Annotated in this window: 15 protein-coding genes and 1 pseudogene; 5 read left to right on the top strand and 11 right to left on the bottom strand. The window is 61.6% G+C overall.

What is annotated here, in order from left to right:
* Positions 1-285 precede the first annotated feature (285 nt).
* Positions 286-1,893, bottom strand: a complete 1,608-nt coding sequence (locus tag H2509_RS20305; protein ID WP_182168294.1) for a DUF1254 domain-containing protein — start codon at positions 1,891-1,893, stop codon at positions 286-288.
* 116 nt (positions 1,894-2,009) lie between these two features.
* Between H2509_RS20305 and H2509_RS20300 the strand changes: the two are divergent.
* The 4 genes and pseudogenes from H2509_RS20300 to H2509_RS20285 all read left to right on the top strand — a co-directional run.
* A pseudogene (locus tag H2509_RS20300) lies at positions 2,010-2,492 on the top strand (IS66 family transposase); the annotation flags it as partial.
* Between the two features lie 215 nt (positions 2,493-2,707).
* Positions 2,708-4,309 carry a DUF1254 domain-containing protein gene (locus tag H2509_RS20295; protein WP_182168308.1) on the top strand — a complete coding sequence of 534 codons (1,602 nt, stop codon included), beginning with the start codon at positions 2,708-2,710 and terminating at the stop codon, positions 4,307-4,309.
* 306 nt (positions 4,310-4,615) lie between these two features.
* Positions 4,616-4,972, top strand: coding sequence for a TA system antitoxin ParD family protein (locus tag H2509_RS20290; protein ID WP_182168293.1), 357 nt, complete (start codon positions 4,616-4,618; stop codon positions 4,970-4,972).
* Positions 4,969-5,556 (top strand): zeta toxin family protein, encoded by a 588-nt coding sequence (locus tag H2509_RS20285; RefSeq protein ID WP_182168292.1) that lies wholly within the window; start codon positions 4,969-4,971, stop codon positions 5,554-5,556. Before H2509_RS20290 ends, H2509_RS20285 begins: the two co-directional genes overlap by 4 nt.
* Before the next feature lie 146 nt (positions 5,557-5,702).
* Here H2509_RS20285 and can read toward each other — a convergent pair whose 3' ends face one another.
* Genes can through H2509_RS20245 form a run of 8 tightly spaced genes read right to left on the bottom strand, consistent with a single transcriptional unit; the run spans position 5,703 to position 17,308 of the window.
* A complete protein-coding gene (gene can, locus H2509_RS20280) occupies positions 5,703-6,323 on the bottom strand; it encodes a carbonate dehydratase (protein ID WP_182168291.1) in 621 nt (206 codons plus the stop codon).
* Entirely contained in the window at positions 6,313-6,891 is a 579-nt protein-coding gene (locus H2509_RS20275; protein WP_182168290.1) for a hemerythrin domain-containing protein, read from the bottom strand. Before H2509_RS20275 ends, can begins: the two co-directional genes overlap by 11 nt.
* Before the next feature lie 10 nt (positions 6,892-6,901).
* Positions 6,902-7,813 (bottom strand): peptidylprolyl isomerase, encoded by a 912-nt coding sequence (locus H2509_RS20270; RefSeq protein ID WP_182168289.1) that lies wholly within the window; start codon positions 7,811-7,813, stop codon positions 6,902-6,904.
* 5 nt (positions 7,814-7,818) lie between these two features.
* Positions 7,819-8,538 (bottom strand): respiratory nitrate reductase subunit gamma, encoded by a 720-nt coding sequence (gene narI, locus H2509_RS20265; protein ID WP_182168288.1) that lies wholly within the window; start codon positions 8,536-8,538, stop codon positions 7,819-7,821.
* A gap of 11 nt (positions 8,539-8,549) precedes the next feature.
* Complete coding sequence (narJ, locus tag H2509_RS20260) at positions 8,550-9,260, bottom strand: nitrate reductase molybdenum cofactor assembly chaperone (protein ID WP_182168287.1); 711 nt, start codon at positions 9,258-9,260, stop codon at positions 8,550-8,552.
* Positions 9,260-10,798, bottom strand: coding sequence for a nitrate reductase subunit beta (narH, locus tag H2509_RS20255; protein WP_182168286.1), 1,539 nt, complete (start codon positions 10,796-10,798; stop codon positions 9,260-9,262). The genes narJ and narH overlap by 1 nt, the downstream gene beginning before the upstream one ends.
* Complete coding sequence (locus H2509_RS20250; RefSeq protein ID WP_182168285.1) at positions 10,795-14,550, bottom strand: nitrate reductase subunit alpha; 3,756 nt, start codon at positions 14,548-14,550, stop codon at positions 10,795-10,797. The genes narH and H2509_RS20250 overlap by 4 nt, the downstream gene beginning before the upstream one ends.
* A gap of 19 nt (positions 14,551-14,569) precedes the next feature.
* Entirely contained in the window at positions 14,570-17,308 is a 2,739-nt protein-coding gene (locus H2509_RS20245; protein WP_182168284.1) for a nitrate/nitrite transporter, read from the bottom strand.
* 248 nt (positions 17,309-17,556) lie between these two features.
* Between H2509_RS20245 and H2509_RS20240 the strand changes: the two genes are divergently transcribed.
* A complete protein-coding gene (locus H2509_RS20240; RefSeq protein WP_182168283.1) occupies positions 17,557-18,255 on the top strand; it encodes a cyclic nucleotide-binding domain-containing protein in 699 nt (232 codons plus the stop codon).
* Positions 18,256-18,285: 30 nt separating this feature from the next.
* On the opposite strand, the gene H2509_RS20235 is transcribed toward H2509_RS20240, so the two are convergent.
* Together H2509_RS20235 and H2509_RS20230 are read right to left on the bottom strand one after the other, a co-directional pair.
* Complete coding sequence (locus H2509_RS20235; protein WP_182168282.1) at positions 18,286-19,230, bottom strand: hypothetical protein; 945 nt, start codon at positions 19,228-19,230, stop codon at positions 18,286-18,288.
* Between the two features lie 177 nt (positions 19,231-19,407).
* Entirely contained in the window at positions 19,408-20,916 is a 1,509-nt protein-coding gene (locus H2509_RS20230; protein ID WP_182168281.1) for a hypothetical protein, read from the bottom strand.
* Between the last annotated feature and the right edge of the window lie 5 nt (positions 20,917-20,921).

Raw genomic sequence — 20,921 nt, 5'->3', positions numbered from 1 at the left:
CGGATGAAGGGCTACGAAGGCGAAAGCTGCCCGGAATGCGGCAACTTCACCATGGTGCGCAACGGCACCTGCCTGAAGTGCGACACCTGCGGCTCGACCAGCGGCTGCAGCTGACCGGGGTTGGACGGTTCGACGTCAATTAGAAAACCCGCCCGATCGAAGACGATCGGGCGGGTTTTGTCTTGCCGAGGAAGGCGACAGGCGCTTCCGGCGGAGAGCAGCCATTCGTTGAAAAATGGAGCGAACGGCTGCGATCGAGACCATCGCGGGCATCCGCCGCCCGCGCTATTCGACCACTTCGATCTCGCTTGGCCGCCAGGACTTGTCGAAGAACGACGCAAGCGGACTGTAGAGCCGCAGGATGGTGACCCAGCCCTTTTGCGGATCGGTCTGGATCCAGTTGCCGCGCGCTACGCCTTCGGGCTGCTCCGGCGCGAACCAGACTGTCGTCGTCCCGTCCTCCGCAGCTTCGGCAGCAGGTGACGGATAGCTTTGGCTGCCGGCACGCGGGTACTTTTGCGGTGTCACCAGCATCGAGCGCGTCTGATTGTCATAGAGCGTGAAGGACCAGAACGCCGCCGCCGGTATGTCCTTGGGCAACGTGACCTTGTAGGTCTTCGCGCCGTCGAAGAAGTCGCCGTTCGCGTCCTTCGTGGCAAACAGATATTGCGATCCGACCCCCGTCAACCGCATGGCCATCGCCGGCGTGATGCCCGTGGCATTGTAGAAGAACGAGGTGCGGGCGCTGTTCTGGCGATACCCGGTCGGCGGATAGGGTTTCGCGCCCTGGGCGGTAATCTGCGGCAAAGGCGTCTCGAACTTGTAGCCGCCGAGGAACAGCGGGTTCCACCAGTACGAGCCCTCATAGTAGAACCAGTTCGGGTTCCGCGGATCGAAGCCGAGCGTCCTGCCCGTCGCGTTTGCGACCGCCACTGCGTCTGTCAGGATTTTCTTCATCCGGTCATCGGGTGCGAATTCCTTGCCCTTCTCGATGCCAATGGCGGCTATCGGCCCCATGAGCTCGGGGTCGATGACCTCGGCGGGTTCGGCCTGCACCAGGTCGTTGAGCATCTCGTAGTAGCTGTAGTCGTTCGGCGGGATCGTATTGATCACAAGTCCGGTGCCTTCGTGAAACACCGGTGTCTTGGGATCGGCGTTCGCAGCCAGTTCGATGCCGCCTTCAAGGAAGCGTGCGATCGAGGTCCCCACCGCCCCGGGGACGTAGGGATATATCTTGGTCGTCGACTTGATCACCTCGACCGGAGCGGCCGGGTCATCGTCCTTGAGGAAGGACCGACCAAGCATCAGGACGCGGTTTGTGCGGGAGTGGCCGACATAGAAGCCGCCCTCGGGCATGGGGCCGTCATAGCCCGGCCCTACCAGCAAATACTTGCCACCCTCTCCCCTGTCGGGACCGGGCCGGCCAAAATCGATGACCCAGCGGAACCACATGTCATCGAAGGTGCCGAGCGCCTCGGGCGGCGTCTCGACCACCATCGGGCCATTTGAGAGATCGAGAAAGCCGAGGAAATAGACCGTGTCCGCGTTTGCAGTGAGGAACAGTGACGAGGAATCCATCAGTTCCGAGAATATCAGGACCTCGTTGTCCTTTACCCCGGCGCTTTCGAACCCCTGTCGTGCAGCCTCGACGCTCACGCCCTGGATGGTATCGGTGAAGGCGCGGAAGGCATAAACGAAGTCGAGATTGTCGTAGATCTTGGCGGCGGTGTCCGCGCCCGGTGCGCCGTCCTTGAACGTCAAAGTCCCCAGGTGTGTTTCGACCGTATCGGGCGTGGTGATCGAGGCTGGCGTTTCCGCAGAAGCATTCGTCAGCAGGATCGACGAAAGAAGGAGCGCAAGCGCTCCCCCGCTTGTAAAGACTGAGTACTGCAATTTATGGCACCCCTTTGATTAGCGATTTAATTTCGCAACCGTAGAATATCGGGAGCCTAACATCAGAAAATGACGTTACGTAAGTATTTTTGTGTAATTTCCGGGCGCGACGAGCCGATCGGGTAGGACCGGATATCCGGCTGGCCTATTGCTGGGCACATGCCCGCCGCAAGCTGGTTGAAATCGCCCAAACCGGCTCCACACCGATATGGAAAAATGGCTGGCGCCATCGCGCTCGTGTCGCTGCCAAATCGCCCCTGGGCGAGGCCCTCAAATACATCGCCAAATACTGGGCGGGCTTCTGCCTGTTCCTGACCGACGGGCGGATGGAGATCGACAACAACGCCGTTGAACGAACCATCAGACCCATCGCACTCAACAGGAAAAACGCTCTCTTTTCAGGTCATGAGGCGGGAGCTGAAAACAGGGTGGCGATCGCCTCACTCATCGAGACCTGCAAGTTCAATGCGATTGACCCGCAAACCTATCTGGCAGCCACATTGACCGCTATCGTAAACGGCCACAAACAAAGCGAGATCGATGAACTTCTGCCGTCGAATTACGACGTAAAAACACCTCTTACGATGCGTCAATTCTAACAACACGCTATCTCCTGAAAATTTTGAGCGCTAGCTCCCAAGCCAGAAACCTGAGGCCGGCAACGGGCAATACCTTTCCGCGCTTGCCATTGAATCTTCGCAGAATATCCATGTGAATACGGGTGACATCAAATTTTCCGCAACGTAACTTCATCCTCCGCATGCTGTACGCAAAGGGAGCGATTTTGATGAGTTACATAATTTCCAATCGATTTATGTGCTGCATGGGTAGCGTGGTTTTGCTGCTATCAGGCGCCGCGGGTGCTCATGCTCAGGTGTCTGAGGACACGCTGAAGTCCATTTCAACGCCTGACGCAATCGAGACGACGATCGGTGCGCTGGAATTCAAGGACGGTGTTCCGAGCGAGGAGACCGCGAAAAAGCTCTACGACAACCTCGACTTCACCTACGCCTATCGCACATTCATGGACAACATGCGCGGGGTGAGCATCCATGCCCTGAAGAAGGGCATGATGGACATCGGCATGAAGGAGAACGAGGTACTCGTCTTCTCCGAGCTGATGGACGCGAAGTCGCTGTTCCTCACGGCCAATGCCGACACGGTCTACGTCATGGGGTATCTCGACCTCAGCAAGGGGCCTGTAGTTCTGGAGACGCCGCCAAAATTCCTTGGCGCGGTGCAGGATGCCTGGTTTCGTTGGGTAATCGACATCGGGCTGCCCGGACCGGACCGCGGCGTTGGCGGTAAATACCTGATTGTGGGACCGGACTATGACGGGCCGCTTCCGACTGGCGGGTTCTACACCGCCAAGGCGCGCACCAATACAATCCTGTGGTTTGGGCGCTCTTTCCTGGAGAATGGCAACGACCCCAAGCCGGTCGTTGAGACGATTAAGAATTTCACGAAAGTCTATCCTTACGAAGTCGGTGGCGTCGGCACGCCGATTGCCGAGTTCCTCGCAGGCAAGGCGCGACTCGGCCGCATCACGCCACCGCAGCCGACCCTGTTCCACGAAGGCAGCGGCAAGGCGATGAATACCATTCCGCCGAATGACTGGAGCTACTACGAGATGCTCAATGAGGTCGTGCAAAGTGAGCCCGCCACATCTCTAGACCCTGAACTTATGGGGCCGGTGGCGGCGCTGGGCATCGTCAAGGGCAAGCCTTTCGCGCCCGACGAAAGGTTGAAGGGGATCATGAATGAGGCGATCAAGGTCGCCAATGCGACCGCGCGCACCTTGTTCATGGCTCCGCGGGAGGAGAGCTGGTTCTACTACCCGGGTTCTTCGTGGAACAACTATCTCTTCCAGACCGGTTACCAGTTTGAAACACCGATCCCCGAAATCACTGCCGATGGCGTCAAGCCGTTCCCGCCGACCGGCTATCGGACGATGAGCGCACGCAGCAACTTCTTTTATGGGGTCACCGGCATCACGCCCGCCATGGCCATGCGGCTGACAGATATCGGCTCGACCTATCTGTGGACCATGCGGGATGCGGACAAGCGCGCATTCGATGGCGCCAAGAAATACAAGGTAACGCTGCCGAAAGGCATCCCGGAAGGCAACTTCTGGTCGCTCACTCTCTATGACAACATGACCCGTTCCATGCTCGACACGCCGCAGCGCTTTCCCCGCGCCGGTAGCCAGAGCTATCCGTCGCCGGCCGCGGAGGCGGACGCCGACGGCTTGACCACGGTCTGGTTCGCGCCGAAGCAGCCGGAGGGCGTAGCGCGCGGCAACTGGATCCAGACAGATCCGCAAAAGGGCTGGTTCGTCGTTTTGCGCCTCTACAGCCCGCTCGAGCCGTTCTTCGACAAGAGCTGGCGGCCGAGCGAGGTCGAGCTTGTTGACTGACAAAAGAAGCGAGCCTTCGGGCTCGCTTCTTTTACTCCTGGTGAGGAGTTTCGGGTTTCCAAAACCGCACCTGCGATGTTCTCGAAGACCTGACCTGAGACCCTGATCTTCCTCCAGATTTTGGCGGAAACCATCGCACAGGATGTAGACCCTATGCGAACGGGCAGGGTCATTCTCAGTCAACCTGCGTAACGTGTTTCGATCTTGGCCACCCGCGCGAGACATAGGAAGACATCCCCTCCCAACCCTCCAAATTGACAAAAAGGTAGCAAATTGCTACCTATATGGAGTTTGGAGGCTTGCGCAATGGCCCAGTCAGTGAAGCTTGGCGACGACGTGATGGCGCTCGTACGCCGCGAGGCTGAGTTGCAGAGCCGTTCGGTTGCGGGGCAGATCACGCATTGGCTGCGCATCGGCCGCGCCATCGAGAAATCCGGCAATTTCGATCACTCGCGGATCAGCGCGGCCCTGGCGGGAAAGCTCGGGACCACCGGGCTGACGGACGAGGAAAAGGACGTCTGGCTCGACAGTTTCACCGACGCAATGGCGCAACCGGGACCGGAAGAAGAGGCTTTTTTTGCGCGGCGGCGACAGCTTGGCCTTGGCGTCGGCCTTGACGCGGCGGGCAACCTGGTTCGCGCGGAAACCAGTTCCAAGGCATGAACCCGACGATGATCCTGCTCGCCGGACCCAACGGCGCAGGCAAGTCGACCCTCTACGAGACCCGCGTGGCCCCCCGCTTTGCGGGTCCTTTCATCAATGCCGACATCATCCAGCGCGACGAGCTGCGCACCCCCTCCCCCGAAGCGTCCTACGAGGCAGCCCGCATCGCCGCCGCACGGCGTGACGACTGCCTTGCCCAAGGCCTGGATTTCGTAACGGAGACGGTATTCTCGCACCCCTCGAAGCTTGACCTCATCGACAGGGCGCGCGCGGCGGGGTTCACAACCATCGTCATGCATGTCGGGGTGGAGTCCGCCGAGATTTCGGTCGCCCGCGTCTCGGCGCGCGTCGACGAAGGCGGCCATACGGTTCCACAGGAGAAGATCCGCGCCCGCTACGCGCGCGGCGAAGCCCTCATCCGGGCGGCAGTCCTCAAGGCAGACCGTGCGATGGTCTACGACAACTCCAGACTGAACATGCCCCCAACCCAGTGTCTCATCTTCGACAAGGGTCGCCTCGTCTTTGCCTTGCCCCACCTGCCCGGCTGGATCCGAAACGTCTATGCGAAGGATCTCGTGATCTAGAGTATATCCCGTCAAATCCGGATCGGATTTGGCGATAAGGATATGCTCAGCGCATTGATCCTGGAGCGATTTCTTGATCCACGAAAGCGATCCCGCTTTCGTGGAAAGCGCTCTAGGGTCAGGACCGTTTCAAGAGCGAAGCCCCGCTACGAACACTCGAAGGACTGCGCCTTGCCGTTGCCGGAGCAGCCGCATTTCAGGTCGCGGATGAGGCCGTCGTTCAACCCATAGACCCAGCCGTGGATCGCCAGCGGCTTGCCGCGCTTCCAGGCCGACTGGATGATGGGCGTGCGCGACAGGCTTTCGACCTGTGCGGCGATGGACAGTTCGCAGAGGCGGTTGAGCCGGATTTCGGGATCGGGCACGGTCGCGAGGTCTCCGGCGTGCTGATCGGCAACGTCACGCACTGGCTGGAGCCAGTGATCGATGATGCCGTGGCGATGCCCGTCCATGGCGGCGCGCACGCCGCCGCAGCCGTAGTGTCCGCAAACGATGATATGCCTGACCTCCAGCGTCTCGACCGCGAATTCCAGCACGGACAGGAGATTGAGATCGCCGCGATGGACGAGGTTGGCCACGTTGCGATGGACGAAGACCTCGCCGGGTTCGAGGCCGGTGATCACATTGGCCGGCACGCGGCTGTCCGAACAGCCGATCCAGAGATATTCGGGCCGCTGAAGCGCGGAGAGCCGGCGGAAATAATCCGGATCCTCCTTCACCTTGGCCGTTGCCCAGCGGATGTTGTGGTCCAGCAGATCAGACAGCATGGGTATGGGTGTTCTCCGGGAATGCGACGCCGCGGCGCGCGGCCATCCGGCGGCCAAGATTACAAAGGTCGTCGTCGGTCAATCTCGCGCGGGCCAGCGGCAATACAATCGCGTTCTCCACGATGAGGTGACGCCGTTCGTTGCCGGCGAAGCGGCGCAGGAGCATGCGCAGGGTCTGGGGCAGGCTTCGCTCACACCTTTGCCTCTCAAGCCCTTCGACGATCGCGGTGGCGTCGAGCCTATCTTCCGCATGTTCCTTGCTCAGGCCGGCAAGCACTTCCTCGATACGGTCTTCATGGCCTGCCCGGCGGCGAAGCAGCGGGAAAAGGTCTTCCTCCTCGTCGACGACATGCGGACCGAAATCCCCCCGCAGGAACAGCAACACCGCGTCGATGCATTCCTCGTCGGACTCGCCGCTTTCCGCGATCCGGTCGATCAGCCAGCAAAGCGTTCGATGCCGGAGATGCTCGGCAAGTAAATAATCGAGCGGCGTACTGAACCCGGAGACCGGCGGCCGGGCGGCCAGCGCTGCGAGTGCCGCCCGGCGCGCCTCGTGGTTCCTGCGCATCGGCATTCCCTCACTGAACGAGAGGACTATCCGCCCCTTTCAAGGAAATTCCTTCGATCCGGGCGCGCCCGGCCAGCACCGAAATGTATTGCGAGACGGCCCTGGACCAGGCGGAAGCCTCCAGCCAGGCGGAGATTCTCTCCCTTGCAAACTCGAAGGGCAGCCGGTTTCCCTCCACCTTGCGGTCGAGGGCGATCACGTGAAAGCCGAAGCGGCTTTCGACCGGCGCGGCCGAGATTTCCCCCTCGGCCATGGCCGCCACTGCCGTTTCGAATTCCTCGACCGTGCTTCCCCGGGACAATTGACCGAGATTGCCGCCGTGTTCGCGCGACGGACAGTCGGAATTCGCCTGCGCCAATTCGCCGAAGCGTTCCGGCTGATCGCCAAGCAGGCGGCAGAGCCCGGCAGCGCGCTCACGCGCCTTCGCCCGCGTCTCGCTATCTTCCCGAGCCGCTGCGATCAGGATGTGCCGCGCCTCGTAGAGCGGCTCGCTGCGGAACTTCTCCGGATTGCGGTCGTAGAAGCGCCGGCATTCCTCCTCAGTCGCGGAGGGAACATGCACCGCCTCCTCGATCAGCAGACGAATGGCCGCATCCCGCTCCGTTTCGAAGCGGCCGGTTTCGTCGCAAGCGAGTACCACGGCGATATTCAGCCGCTGCGCCTCCTGCCACAGAAGCTCCCTGACGACGAGAGCCTCGGCGGCCGCCCGCAGGGCCTCGCCCGGGTTCCTGGCCGGATGGTTCTGCGCTTCGCCGAGAATGTCGCTTTCGGGAATGGCAACGCCGTTCACCGAAATCTCCGCCAGCACGGGTGCCGCCTTCGGCGGAACACGGGTGTCGACTTCCTGCTTCGTCGTATAGCCGTCGCCGGAGCCCCCCTGCGGCGGCTGACTCAGGGAAGGGTTGCGATAGAGGGTTGCCATGGCCACTACTCCGCCGGGGTGCGCAAGGGGGCCGTGCGGCGGTTACGCTCACGCACGACCTGATAGCCCGGTCGCCAGAGATAGCGCACCGGCACGCTCAGCATGTGTACGAGACGGGTGAAGGGGAAGACGAGCAGGATCGTCAGGCCCAGGAAGATATGCAGCTTGAAAATGATGGAAGCGCCTGCAACATAACTCGCCGCATCGCCGTTGAAGACGAAGATGCCCTGCGCCCAGGTCATGAAACGCACCATCTCGTGGCCGTCGAGATGCTGGAGCGAAATCGGGATCGTCATCAGCCCGAGGGCGATCTGCACCCACAGCAGGATGATGATCATCGTGTCGGCGTTGCTCGACGCGGCCCGCACGCGCGCATCGAACAGCCGGCGGTGGATCAGCATGGTGGCACCGACGATCGCCATGATGCCGGCAATGCCGCCGGCCACGATCGCCAGCAGCTGCTTGGCGCCATGGCTGATGCCGATTGCGTCGAAAATGGCGATGGGCGTCAGCAGGCCGATCAGATGCCCGAAGAAGATGATCAGCACGCCGACATGGAAGAGCACCGATCCCCAGACCAGTTGCTTGCGGCGCAGGAGCTGGGACGAACCTGAACGCCAGCTATAGGGCTCGCGGTCATAGCGCACGATCGTACCGAGGATCAGCACCGCCAGCGCGATATAGGGATAGATTCCGAACAAAAGCGTATTGAGAAAATCGGACATGATGCGTCTCCTCAGGCGTTCGGTGCGCTGCCGATGCCATCCGGGCGGCGGTTGGCCGCGCGGATCTGGCGCTGCAGGCGATCGGGTCCGCAGGCGCCCTCGCCCGCATTACCGCCGAAGGTGACGACCTCTTCCTCCCAGACGCGGTCGAGCGCGGCGAGATCGGCCGGGTCGTCGTCCTCGGCATTCAGCAGGTCGCGAAGGAGGGCCGCATCAGGCTTTCCCTTCGCCAGAACCTCCAGCACGGCGAAGGCGTTGACGTAGATCGAGCCGCGCTTCTTCAGCCGCTCGCGGATCGCAGCGAGGATATGGGCGATCTGGCCGAGTAGTTCCGCCGCCTCCGCAGGCTCCTTCGTGGAAAGGAACTCCAGGAACATCGGCAGGTAGTCGGGCAGTTCCCTCGCGCCGATCTCGAAGCCGTCGGCTTCGTACATGGCCAGAAGGTCGACCATGGCCTGACCGCGATCGCGGCTTTCGCCGTGGACATGCTCGAAGAGGTGGAGCGACAGCGACCGCGTCCTGTCGAACAGGAAGACATACCGCTCCTCGGCCTCCATGCCGTCAAGTGACGCGATATCGTCGACAAGGCGGACAAGCAGCCTGGCCTCGCGCCCGCCGAGCTCCGTTTCGCCCAGCGCGCTTTTGAGGTCCGGCAATCCTGCCCTGATCTCCGGCGTCGGGTAGGACAGGAGCAGGGAAATGATTTTCAGTGCCTTGTTCATCACACCTGCTCCTTGAAAATGTCGGTCGGCGTCTGCACCGTGCGCGGGCGTTTCGCGCCGAACAGGTCGGTCGTGGAAGAGCCGCCCGAGCAGCCATTGCCGAAGGAGAAGCCGCAGGAGCCGCGCACGTCGTAGGCGTCCTCGGAGATCTCGCGATGCGAGGTCGGGATGACGAAGCGGTCCTCGTAATTGGCGATCGCCATCACGTGGTACATCTCCTCGATCATCTGGCCAGTCATGCCGACCTTCTCCGCCGTCACCTCGTCGATGACGCCGTCGATCGTCTTCGCCCGCATATAGGCCCGCATGGCGAGCATGCGTTCGAGCGCGGAGACGACCGGCGCTTCCTTGCCTGCCGTCAGGAGGTTCGCCAGATAGCGGACCGGGATGCGCAACGAACGGACGTCCGGCATCGCGCCGTCCATGCCAAGCTTGCCGGCTTCCGCCGCCGACTGAAGCGGGGAAAGCGGCGGGATGTACCAGACCATCGGCAGGGTGCGATATTCGGGATGCAGCGGAAAGGCGACCTTCCATTCCATCGCCATCTTGTAGACGGGAGACTTCTTCGCCGCCTCCAGCCATGCATCCGGCACGCCATCCTTGCGCGCCTGCTCGATCACCTTTGGATCGCTCGGATCGAGGAAGATCTTGAGCTGCTCCTCATAGAGATCGCGCTCGTCCGCCGTCGACGCCGCCTCATGAATGCGGTCCGCGTCGTAAAGCACCACGCCGAGATAGCGGATGCGACCGACGCAGGTTTCCGAACAGACGGTCGGCTGGCCGGCCTCGATGCGCGGATAGCAGAAGACGCATTTCTCGGATTTGCCGGAAGACCAGTTGTAATAGATCTTCTTGTAGGGGCAGCCGGAGACGCACATGCGCCAGCCGCGGCATTTCTCCTGGTCGATCAGGACAATGCCGTCATCCTCTCGCTTGTAGATCGCGCCCGACGGGCAGGCCGCCACGCAGGTCGGGTTGAGGCAGTGTTCGCAAAGCCTCGGCAGATACATCATGAAGGTGTTTTCGAACTCGCCGTAGATCTCCTTCTCGACGCCTTCGAAGTTGTAGTCCTTCGATCGCTTGGAGAATTCGCCGCCCAGGATCTCCTCCCAGTTGGGGCCCCATTCGATCTTCTCCATACGCTCGCCGCTGATCAGTGAGCGCGGACGGGCGGTGGGCGACGCCTGGCTCTCGCCGGCCGTCTGCAGGTGGCCGTAGTCGAAGTCGAACGGCTCGTAATAGTCATCGATTTCCGGCAGGTCCGGATTGGCGAAGATCTTGGCCAGAATGCGCCACTTGGAGCCCATCTTCGGCTCGATCTTGCCATTGGCCTTGCGGGTCCAGCCGCCGTTCCACTTCTTCTGGTTCTCCCACTCCTTGGGATAGCCGACGCCGGGCTTCGTCTCGACATTGTTGAACCAAGCGTATTCGACGCCTTCGCGGTTGGTCCAGACGTTCTTGCAGGTTACGGAACAGGTGTGGCACCCGATGCATTTGTCGAGATTCAGCACCATGCCGATTTGGGCGCGGATCTTCATTCTGCCGCCTCCTTCCGAGCAACGGGTTCGCCGAACGGACCTTCCATCCAGTCGACCGCTTCCAGCTTGTGCACGACGACGAACTCGTCGCGGTTGGAACCGACCGTGCCGTAGTAGTTGAAGCCGTAGGATTGCTGGGCGTAACCGCCGATCATATGCGTCGGCTTGGTGATCGCCCGCGTGACGGAATTGTGGATGCCGCCGCGCTGTCCGGTGATCTGCGATCCCGGCGTGTTCACGATCTTCTCCTGCGCGTGATACATGAAGATCGTGCCTTCCTTCATGCGCTGGGAGACGACGGCGCGGGCAACAATGGCGCCGTTGGAGTTGAAGACTTCCACCCAGTCGTTGTCGACCAGGCCCGCCTTCGCCGCATCCTTTTCCGATAGCCAGACGACCGGTCCGCCACGGTTCAGCGTCAGCATCAGCAGGTTGTCGGAATAGGTGGAGTGAATGCCCCATTTCTGATGCGGGGTGATGAAGTTCAGCACCACCTGCGGCCTGCCGTCCGACTTGGCCTCGATCACCGGATTGATCGACTTGGTGTCGATCGGCGGCCGGTACACGCAGAAAGCCTCGCCGAAGGCCCGCATCCACAAATGATCCTGATAGAGCTGCTGGCGGCCGGTAAGCGTGCGCCAGGGGATCAGTTCGTGGACGTTGGTGTAGCCGGCGTTGTAACAGACCTTCTCCGACTCCAGCCCCGACCATGTCGGCGACGAGATGATCTTGCGCGGCTGGGCCACCACGTCCCGGAAACGGATTTTCTCGTCCTCTTTCGGAACGGCCAGATGCGAATGATCCCGGCCGGTGTTCTTCGAGAGCGCCTCCCAGGCCTTGACCGCAACTTCGCCGTTGGTTTCCGGGGCGAGCGAAAGGATCACCTCCGTCGCATCGATATCGCTGTCGATACGCGGACGGCCCTTGGTCACCCCCTCCTCCGTCACGACGCCGTTCAGGCGGCCAAGCAGTTCCACCTCATGCTCGGTGTTCCAGGAGATGCCCTTGCCGCCATTGCCGAGCTTGTCCATCAGCGGCCCGAGCGCGGTGAAGCGCTTGTAGAGGTTCGGATAGTCCCGCTCGACGACGGCAACCGCCGGCATCGTCTTGCCGGGCACGGGGTCGATTTCCCCCTTCTTCCAGTCCCTGACGTCCAGCGGCTGGGCGAGTTCGCCCGGCGTGTCGTGCAGGATCGGCACGAGGACGACGTCCTTCTCCACGCCAAGGATTTCCGGGGCGACCTCCGAGAACTTGCGGGCGATCCCCTTAAAGATCTCCCAGTCGCTCTTCGCCTCCCAGGCCGGATCCGCCGCGCTCGTCAGCGGATGGATGAAGGGATGCATGTCGGAGGTATTGAGGTCGTTCTTCTCGTACCAGGTGGCCGTCGGCAGAACGATGTCGGAATAGACGCAGGTCGTGGACATGCGGAAGTCGAGCGTGACCAGCAGGTCCAGCTTCCCTTCCGGCGCCTTGTCGTGCCAGACGACGTCGGTGCCGCGCTCGCGGCCCTCCTCGCCGAGGTCCTTGCCGAGCACGCCATGCGAGGTGCCGAGCAGGTGCTTCAGGAAATACTCGTGCCCCTTGCCCGAGGAACCGAGCAGGTTCGAGCGCCAGACGAAGAGATTGCGCGGCCAGTTGGCCTCGTGGTCCGGATCCTCGCAGGACATGTGCAGCTCGCCGCTCTTCAACTGGCCGGCGACGTAGTCCTTCGCGTCCTTCCCGGCCGCCTCGGCGGCCTTCGCGACCTCAAGAGGATTGATCTGGAGCTGCGGCGCGGACGGCAGCCACCCCATGCGTTCGGCGCGGATGTTGTAGTCGATGAGAGAGCCGTCCCACGGCCCTTCCGGCGCCGTCGGCGACAGGATCTCGTCGACCTTCAGCGTCTCGTAGCGCCACTGGTCGGTATGGGCGTAGAAGAAGGAGGTCGAGTTCATCTGCCGCGGTGGGCGGTTCCAGTCCAGCGCGAAGGCGAGCGGCAGCCAGCCGGTTTGCGGCCGCAGCTTTTCCTGCCCGACATAGTGGCTCCAGCCGCCGCCCGACTGGCCGACGCAGCCGCACATGACCAGGAGATTGATGATCCCCCGGTAGTTCATGTCCATGTGGTACCAGTGGTTGAGGCCAGCGCCGAGAATGACCATGGAACGCCCTTTGGTCTTCTCCGCATTGGCGGCAAACTCGCGGGCGACCGTTATGATGTGGTCGCGCGGCACGCCGGTGATCTTTTCCGCCCAGGCAGGCGTGTAGGGCTGCTCGTCATCGTAGGAATAGGCGCAGCTTGCATCGCCCAACCCCCGATCGAGCCCGTAATTCGCGGCGAAGAGGTCGAAGACCGTCGCGACAAGAGCCTCCCCATCGGCGAGCTTGACCGTCTTTGCGGGGACGGAGCGCATCAGCACGCTTGGATGATCGGTACCCTTGAAGTGATCGTGCTCGCGGTTGCCGAAATAGGGGAAGGCCACGGTCGCCACCTGATCGTGATCCTCGTCCAGGATCAGGCTCATGCCGAGCTCGACATCCTGGCCCTTGCCGTCTTTTGCCTCGAGGTTCCACTTGCCCTGCTCGCCCCAGCGGAAGCCGACTGAGCCCTGCGGCACGACGATCTTCTTCGTCTGGCCATCGATGGCAACCGTCTTCCATTCCGGATTGTTCTTCTCGCCGAGCCCGCCCTTGAAGTCGGACGCCCGCAGCAGCCGATCCGGCACATAGTGGCCGTTCTTTGCCACCAGACGCACCAGCATCGGCATGTCGGTGTAGCGGCGGCAGTAATCCTCGAAATATTCCGCCTGCCGGTCGAGATGGAACTCGCGCAGGATCACATGGCCCATCGCCATGGCGAGCGCGGCATCCGTTCCCTGCTTGGGATGGAGCCAGAGATCGGAAAATTTCGCGGCCTCGGAATAGTCCGGCGACACGACGACCGACTTGGCGCCCTTGTAGCGCACCTCCGTATAGAAATGAGCGTCGGGCGTGCGCGTCTGCGGCACGTTCGACCCCCACAGCATCAGGAAGCCGGAATTGTACCAGTCGGCCGATTCCGGCACGTCCGTCTGCTCGCCCCAGGTCATCGGCGAGGCCGGCGGCAGGTCGCAGTACCAGTCGTAGAAGGACATGCAGACGCCGCCAAGCAGCGACAGGTAGCGCGACCCGGCCGCGTAGGAGACCATCGACATCGCCGGGATCGGCGAGAAGCCGATCACCCGGTCCGGACCCCATTTGCGGGCGGTGTAGGCATTGGCGGCGGCGATGATCTCGTTGACCTCGTCCCAGCTTGCCCGCACGAAGCCGCCGAGGCCGCGCACCTTGATATAGTCGGCGCGCTTGGCGGGATCCTCCTGGATCGCGGTCCACGCTCCGATGGGGGTCTTCACCGCCCTCTCCTTGCGCCACAGCTTCAGCAGGCGCGAACGGATCAACGGGTATTTCACCCGGTTGGCCGAGTACATGTACCAGCTGTAGCTCGCCCCGCGCGAGCAACCGCGCGGTTCGTGGTTGGGAAGGTCGGGCCGCGTGCGGGGATAGTCCGTCTGCTGGGTTTCCCAGGTGACGATGCCGCCCTTGACGTAGATCTTCCACGAGCAGGAACCGGTGCAGTTTGCCCCGTGCGTGGACCGCACGATCTTGTCGTGCTGCCAGCGCTTGCGGTAGGCGTCCTCCCAGTCCCGATTTTCGTTGGTCGTGACGCCGTGCCCGTCGGCGAAGGTGCCCGTGTTCTTCCTGGCAAGGAAGTTCAGGCGGTCGAGAAGATGGCTCATGTTGCGTCCCTTTCTCGCGTCATTCAGCCGAAGTTGCCTGGAGGGTCGTCGCGGCACGGCGATGCTCGATGTCGTGGAGCAGGCCACCGCTACGGGTGTAGACGAACCAGGTGATGACCGCGCAGCTCACATAGAAGACCAGGAAGCCCCAAAGCGCGGCCTCCGGCCCGCCCGTCATGGCGATCGACGAACCGTAGGACTTCGGGATGAAGAAGGCGCCGTAGGCGGCGATCGCGGAGGTGAAGCCGATGATGGCCGCCGACTCCTTTTCCGCCTGGCGAAGGCGCTCCGCCGGCGAGAGCGCGGGCATCAGCCGGTCGACTTCCTTGCGCATGATCACCGGGATCATCTGGAAGGTCGAGGCGTTGCCGACGCCGGTGGCGAAGAACAGCACCATGAACATCGCGAAGAAGCCCCAGAAAGCGCCCGGCTGTTCCTTGATGCCAAGGAAGAACAGCACACCGCCGACCGCCGCGATCATCAGCAGGAAGGTCCAGAAGGTGACCCGGCCGCCGCCATACTTGTCCGAGACCCAGCCCGTCGCGGCCCGCGACAGGGCGCCGACGAGCGGCCCGAGGAAGACGAACTGCAGCGAGTTCACTTCCGGGAACTGGGTCTTCGCCAGCAGCGGGAAGCCCGCCGAATAGCCGATGAAGGAGCCGAAGGTGCCGGTATAGAGCCAGCACATGATCCAGTTGTGGCTGCGGCTGAAGATCACCGACTGCTCGGCGAAGGACGCCCGCGCCGACGCGATGTCGTTCATGCCGAACCATGCCAGCACGGTGGAGATGATCAGGAACGGCACCCAGATGAAGCCGGCATTCTGCAGCCAAAGGCCGGCACCTTCGGCCGTCGCCTGCGGTTCGCCGCCAAGCGCTCCGAACACACTGGCGGTAATCACCAGCGGAACCAGGAACTGCATGACGCTGACGCCCAGATTGCCGAGCCCGGCATTGAGGGCGAGCGCGTTGCCCTTCTCCCGCTTGGGGAAGAAGAAGGAGATGTTGGACATGGAGGAGGCGAAGTTGCCACCGCCCAGGCCGCACAGCAGCGCCAGCACCAGGAAGATCAGGTAAGGCGTCTCCGGGTTCTGCACCGCATAGCCGATCCCGAAGGCGGGAATGAGCAGCGACGCGGTGGTGATGGTCGTCCACAGACGCCCGCCGAAGATCGGCACCATGAAGGAATAGAAGATGCGCAACGTCGCACCCGACAGGCCGGGCAACGCGGCGAGCCAAAACAGCTGATCGGTGGTGTAGGTGAAACCGATGGTCGGCAGCTTGGCCACGACCACGCTCCACACCATCCAGACCGAGAAGGCAAGCAGCAGCGCCGGGATCGAGATCCAGAGGTTGCGGCGGGCGATCTTCCTGCCCTCCGTTGCCCAGAACTCGGCGTCCTCAGGCCGCCAGTCCTCGATCACGCCGGCAAGCGCGCCTTTTTGCGCCGCACCATGCACGTCCTGCATCTCGGGCAGTTCCGGCAGCGCCTGGAGCTCGGCCGGCAGGGCGGCGCGCTCCATGATCCGGATGGAAACGTGCATCCAGACCAGCGCCACGGCGACGATGGCGAAAAGCAGCATGAAGCAGCTTGTCCAGACGCCGGTGAGGTCCAGCAGGACGCCAAAGGCGATCGGCAGGACAAAACCACCGAGGCCGCCGATCATTCCGACCAGTCCACCCACGGCCCCGACGTGGTCGGGATAGTAGACTGGGATGTGCTTGTAGACGGCGGCCTTGCCGAGCGACATGAAGAAGCCGAGCACGAAGATCGTGACCACGAAGGGCACGAGGCTCATGCTGGTCGAGAAGGTGATCGGCCCCTGAATGCCGTGAATGATGTAATCGGTGTTCGGGTAGGACAGCATGAAGGTCAGGACGACCGACGTGCCGAAAGTCCAGTACATGATGGTGCGCGCGCCGTATTTGTCGGACAGGCGGCCGCCATAGGCGCGGAAGATCGACGCCGGGATCGAATAGAAGGCGGCGATCATGCCCGCGCTCTTGATGTCGAGCTGATAGACGCCGACAAGATAGCGCGGCAGCCACAGCGCCAAGGCCACGAAGGCGCCGAAGACGAAGAAATAGTAGAGCGAGAAGCGCCAGACCTGCAGCTTGGCAAGCGGCGTCAGTTGCATGAACGTCCCCTTGGCCCGCTCCCCTTTCGCGCGGCGTGCCAAGAGATCGGGGTCATCCTTGGTGGTGAACCAGAAGACGACAGCCATCACCGCCAGGATCGCCGCCCATACCTGGGCGACCGCCGTCCAGCCGAAGGCAACCATGACAAAAGGGGCGACAAACTTGGTCACCGCCGCCCCGACATTGCCGACGCCGAATATGCCAAGCGCGGTCCCCTGCTGGTTTGCGGGATACCATTTGGATACATAGGCAACGCCAACGGCAAACGAACCGCCCGCCAGCCCGACACCAAGCGCGGCCACCAGCATGGCCTCATAGGTCGTCGCATGGGATAGCAGGAAGGTCGCGCCAGCCGCCGCCAGCATGGTCAGCACATAGACGATGCGTCCGCCGTACTGATCCGTCCAGATGCCGAGGAAGATGCGCGAAAGCGATCCAGTGAGGATCGGCGTACCCACGAGCAGGCCGAATTGCGTGTCAGACAGGCCCAGATCGCTTTTGATTTTCACGCCGATAATGGAGAAAATCGTCCACACGGCGAAGCAGACCGTGAATGCGAACGTACTGAGCCCCAGTGCCCGGTATTGGTCCGAGCGGGTTACTCCTTCAAGCGAATGCATCGATCCTGCCCTCTCCTGAAAGACGGGGGTTCCGCCATTTTCAAAACTCGCAGGAGGCAGTTACAATTGGTGGAGAGCTATGGAAGTTGATCCAAATCAACGGCTTGCCCGGGCCGGAGAGAAATAAGCCGCAGCGTAACAATCAACAAAGTCGCGTTTGCACTGCATCAAGGCTTCAAGTTGAAAGGCGAAAACCGGGCTGCTAACAAAATCAAAATCAGGCTTGATAATTATCAAGAGGAGCCGACGTGCGCACAGCTGATCTACCGCAAATACGATCCCTGCGCCTGTTCGAAAGCATGAGCGAGTCGAACTTCGAGGCTCTCATGCAAGCAGCCTATCTGCAGACATTTCCCGCCCAATTGGATCTGATTTCGGAAGGAGATCCGGCCGATTTCCTCTACGTCGTAGTCGAAGGTTGCGTGGAACTCTACGCCCGCTCGAACGGCAGGGAATCGACCATGGGGATGATCCGCCCGATCGGCACCTTCATCCTGGCGGCTGTCCTGCGGGATGCCGTCTACCTCATGTCCGCCCGCACCTTTCAGAAGTCGAAAATCCTGCTGATCCCTTCGGAAAATGTGCGGGACACATTCGAGAAGGATGAAGCCTTCGCCCGCGCTATCGTGCTCGAACTTGCCGGCTGCTATCGCGGCGTGGTCAAGGAGCACAAGGATATGAAGCTGCGCACGTCGGTCGAAAGGCTGGCAAACCGGCTCCTGCGATACCACCGCGACCAGGGCGGCAACGGTACGGTCGAGCTTCCCTACGACAAGCGGACGATTTCCTCCATGCTCGGAATGACTCCGGAAAACCTGTCGCGCGCCTTCAACACGCTGAAGCCCTACGGCGTCGAAGTCGACGGCTCGACGATACGTTTCAGCGACATCGAGGCGCTCGAAAGGCTGGCAAAGCCGAACCCCCTGATCGACGAGCGCAGTATGTAGAGGGCAGATCCCGCATTCGGGACCAACGTCCTACAAATATCCCTCGACCTGGCGCCTCGGGCTTGGCGGCGCGAAGGGATACGGGTCTTCGTCGACGTCAATATCGTCGGGCAGGTTCAGCTGCCAGGGGCGCGTTTGCGCCTCCGCCTGGGTTTCCGGCTCGTCGAGCGGGCTCAACGTCCCTCCAAGCTGCTCGTAAATCCCCTTCAGGCGCTCCCGCCCGGCGAGCTGCTCCTGGTTAACGGGATCGGTCCGCTTGGTATTCGCCCGGCGGGAAAAAGGCTGCACGTTCGACGCGGTTACGGGAGCGGCGAAATAATTCAGCGTGAATTCTATCGCGGCCCTCGCTCCGGCGACGACGATCTCCCGTGCATCCGCACCATCGTCGATGGCCGCATCGATGGCGCGGATGACATAGTCCCGCCGTTCGCTATCCATCTCCGCATGTTCGCTTGCCGTGGCATAGGGATCGGCGAAAACGGCCTTGGCCCGGTTTGCCGGATGCTGCATGACCGCATCCTTGGTGGAAAAGCCGGTATATTCGGTCTTGAGGCGGATGTTCGAAAGGACGTCGATCAACTCGACCAGATAGTCCCATTCCTTGTCGGACAGCTCATCCACGCCCTCCTCGTCGAGAATGCCGCGTACCAGCTCCCGCGTGGAGGCCGTCGAAAAGGTCTCGTCCATCCTTTTCCAGGCGGCCCGGAACACCCGGTTGACTGCGGCGTTCGACCTCAACTTGCGCTTCTTGTCCACGAAGCGCTCAAGAACATCGGGGCGGGCTTCATCCGAAAAGTCGTAGCTGGGGATTTTCCGCTTCCTGTCGAATGTCTTGCGGATCCGCCTGCCATAGCGAAAGAAGCGCGCATCGCCCTCGGTGCGGCTGATCCTTTCCCGGCTTCCCTTGCCCTTCTTCTTGCTGATGCCGGGAAGGCTGGTTTTCTTCTTGGCCGAGAAGTTATTGTGCTTCGGCATCCCACGCCCTCTTCGGCTGGTAGAGCGAACTTGCCAACCGGGCCCTGGCAGCGGCGAGGCTCGAACTCAAATGGAGAATTCGGGAACTCCATTCGAGCCATGTGCTTCCCAAAGGCGCTCCTGGTTCCGGCATTTGCTCACGCAAGCGCCGCCACGGGATGCATGTTTCGATTGGCACTAGGCTTCTCCGACCGTCGCTGCAAACAGCGTGTATTCGTTCGCGATACCTGGATTGACGGGCGTCACTTCGACCTCGACCGTATTGGTGCCGATGACGAGGTAGTCGTGGAAATTGATCGACGTGAAATCGAGGTTCCTGAGTTCGATCGAACTGACGTTGCCCTGGCCGCCCTCACCCTCCGGGCTATCGACGAACAATGTTCCGGAATTTTTCTTGTTGACGGTCCAGTTGACCTTGCAAGCTCCGCTGTTTTCGCCGATCCAGTGCATCAACATCAAAGCGTATTCAATATTGTAGTCAGATATCTTGAAGGTGAATATCATCTTCGGATTTGCGGTGAACTTGCTTGTCATCACACTGTCGAAGCCCGATCCCGTGACCTGAAGCGTGTTGGCCGGCGAAAGGATCTTGAACGTATCGCTGGGCTTGGTCGGGGCGATCGTGAAAGGGGTCGCCGTAAAGCCGATTGCGGCGCCGTTGCCGGGCCCCGCGCCATTCAGCGGAATGATCGAATAGATCGACAGATCCAGCACGCCTGACGAATATTGCGCCGCATTCGCAGCCGTCTGCGATTGGAGCGTGGCGGAGATATTGCCCGAAGACAGCGAATGGCTGGCCGTGAAGCTCATCGTCGTATGGGTCAGCTGGATCGTCTCGTCTTCCGTGACGCCGTCCGGGAAATCGATCAGCCAGCCGGCCGTCATGGTGAAATCGAGCCCGAACAGCGAAAGCTGGCTGGGAGGCAGCACCAGCGAGCCGTTCATCAGCCTGTCGACGACGAAGTTCGGCAGGTTGATCGTGGTGCCATTGGTCTGGTTGTACTGGATGACGTCCCAGGGGTAGCTCTGGCCCCAGATCCAGGTGGGATTGACCGCCGCCGCATCGAGAAAACCATAGGCGCTCCAGTCCTTGACGCTCATGCTGTCGCCCGCCGTCGCACCCTGCATCGTTCCGGTGCCGGTGCTGTCGGAATGGGAGCCGAAGGTGCTGTTTTCCCAAGTGTGGCTGTAGTCGAGCGTCAGAGACCCCATCGGCAATTCGCCGAAAAAGCCGCCGCTCAGCGCGACACCGAAGGTATTTACGTTCGTATTGGACGAACCGCTCGACGTTTCCTGCGACGCGGACGAGGTTTTGTTAATGTCGGAACTCTGGGAGGTGGATACGGCGGAATTCAGCGTTCTTGGAAAGATGCGCTGCAGGACGATCGATCCCTTGTTGTTCACCTTCAGGTCGACGGAATTCACGAGGATCGCGGGGTAGTCATCGTAGCTTGTGTTCGATGTCGGCCCGGCCTGATAGCCGTTCTGGTTGGGAATGATGATCCGCTGCTTGAGCGTCAGGAGATAGCCGAGGCTGCTGCCAAGGTTCCTGACGTCCCGGCGCCTGTGGATCTGATAGTCCACGACGCTGTTTCCGAATGTGGTGCCACCCGGCCCGTTCGTAAGCACGAACTCCTTGCTCGCGGAGAAGAAGTTCGGCGAAATCGGTTTCGGTTGCCTGGCCATTCGGA

It is taken from the genome of Stappia albiluteola, from assembly GCF_014050225.1.
In the GTDB taxonomy this organism is placed as follows: Bacteria; Pseudomonadota; Alphaproteobacteria; order Rhizobiales; family Stappiaceae; genus Hongsoonwoonella; species Hongsoonwoonella albiluteola.
This window is presented reverse-complemented; position numbering and strand designations above follow the sequence as displayed.

What these genes read in the sequence shown, in the direction of transcription:
- H2509_RS20295 (WP_182168308.1), top strand. Translation starts at nt 2,708, where the DNA reads ATGTGCTGCATGGGTAGCGTGGTTTTGCTGCTATCAGGCGCCGCGGGT.
- H2509_RS20290 (WP_182168293.1), top strand. Translation starts at nt 4,616, where the DNA reads ATGGCCCAGTCAGTGAAGCTTGGCGACGACGTGATGGCGCTCGTACGC.
- H2509_RS20285 (WP_182168292.1), top strand. Translation starts at nt 4,969, where the DNA reads ATGAACCCGACGATGATCCTGCTCGCCGGACCCAACGGCGCAGGCAAG.
- can (WP_182168291.1), bottom strand. Translation starts at nt 6,323, where the DNA reads ATGCTGTCTGATCTGCTGGACCACAACATCCGCTGGGCAACGGCCAAG.
- H2509_RS20275 (WP_182168290.1), bottom strand. Translation starts at nt 6,891, where the DNA reads ATGCGCAGGAACCACGAGGCGCGCCGGGCGGCACTCGCAGCGCTGGCC.
- H2509_RS20270 (WP_182168289.1), bottom strand. Translation starts at nt 7,813, where the DNA reads ATGGCAACCCTCTATCGCAACCCTTCCCTGAGTCAGCCGCCGCAGGGG.
- narI (WP_182168288.1), bottom strand. Translation starts at nt 8,538, where the DNA reads ATGTCCGATTTTCTCAATACGCTTTTGTTCGGAATCTATCCCTATATC.
- narJ (WP_182168287.1), bottom strand. Translation starts at nt 9,260, where the DNA reads ATGAACAAGGCACTGAAAATCATTTCCCTGCTCCTGTCCTACCCGACG.
- narH (WP_182168286.1), bottom strand. Translation starts at nt 10,798, where the DNA reads ATGAAGATCCGCGCCCAAATCGGCATGGTGCTGAATCTCGACAAATGC.
- H2509_RS20250 (WP_182168285.1), bottom strand. Translation starts at nt 14,550, where the DNA reads ATGAGCCATCTTCTCGACCGCCTGAACTTCCTTGCCAGGAAGAACACG.
- H2509_RS20245 (WP_182168284.1), bottom strand. Translation starts at nt 17,308, where the DNA reads ATGCATTCGCTTGAAGGAGTAACCCGCTCGGACCAATACCGGGCACTG.
- H2509_RS20235 (WP_182168282.1), bottom strand. Translation starts at nt 19,230, where the DNA reads ATGCCGAAGCACAATAACTTCTCGGCCAAGAAGAAAACCAGCCTTCCC.
- H2509_RS20230 (WP_182168281.1), bottom strand. Translation starts at nt 20,916, where the DNA reads ATGGCCAGGCAACCGAAACCGATTTCGCCGAACTTCTTCTCCGCGAGC.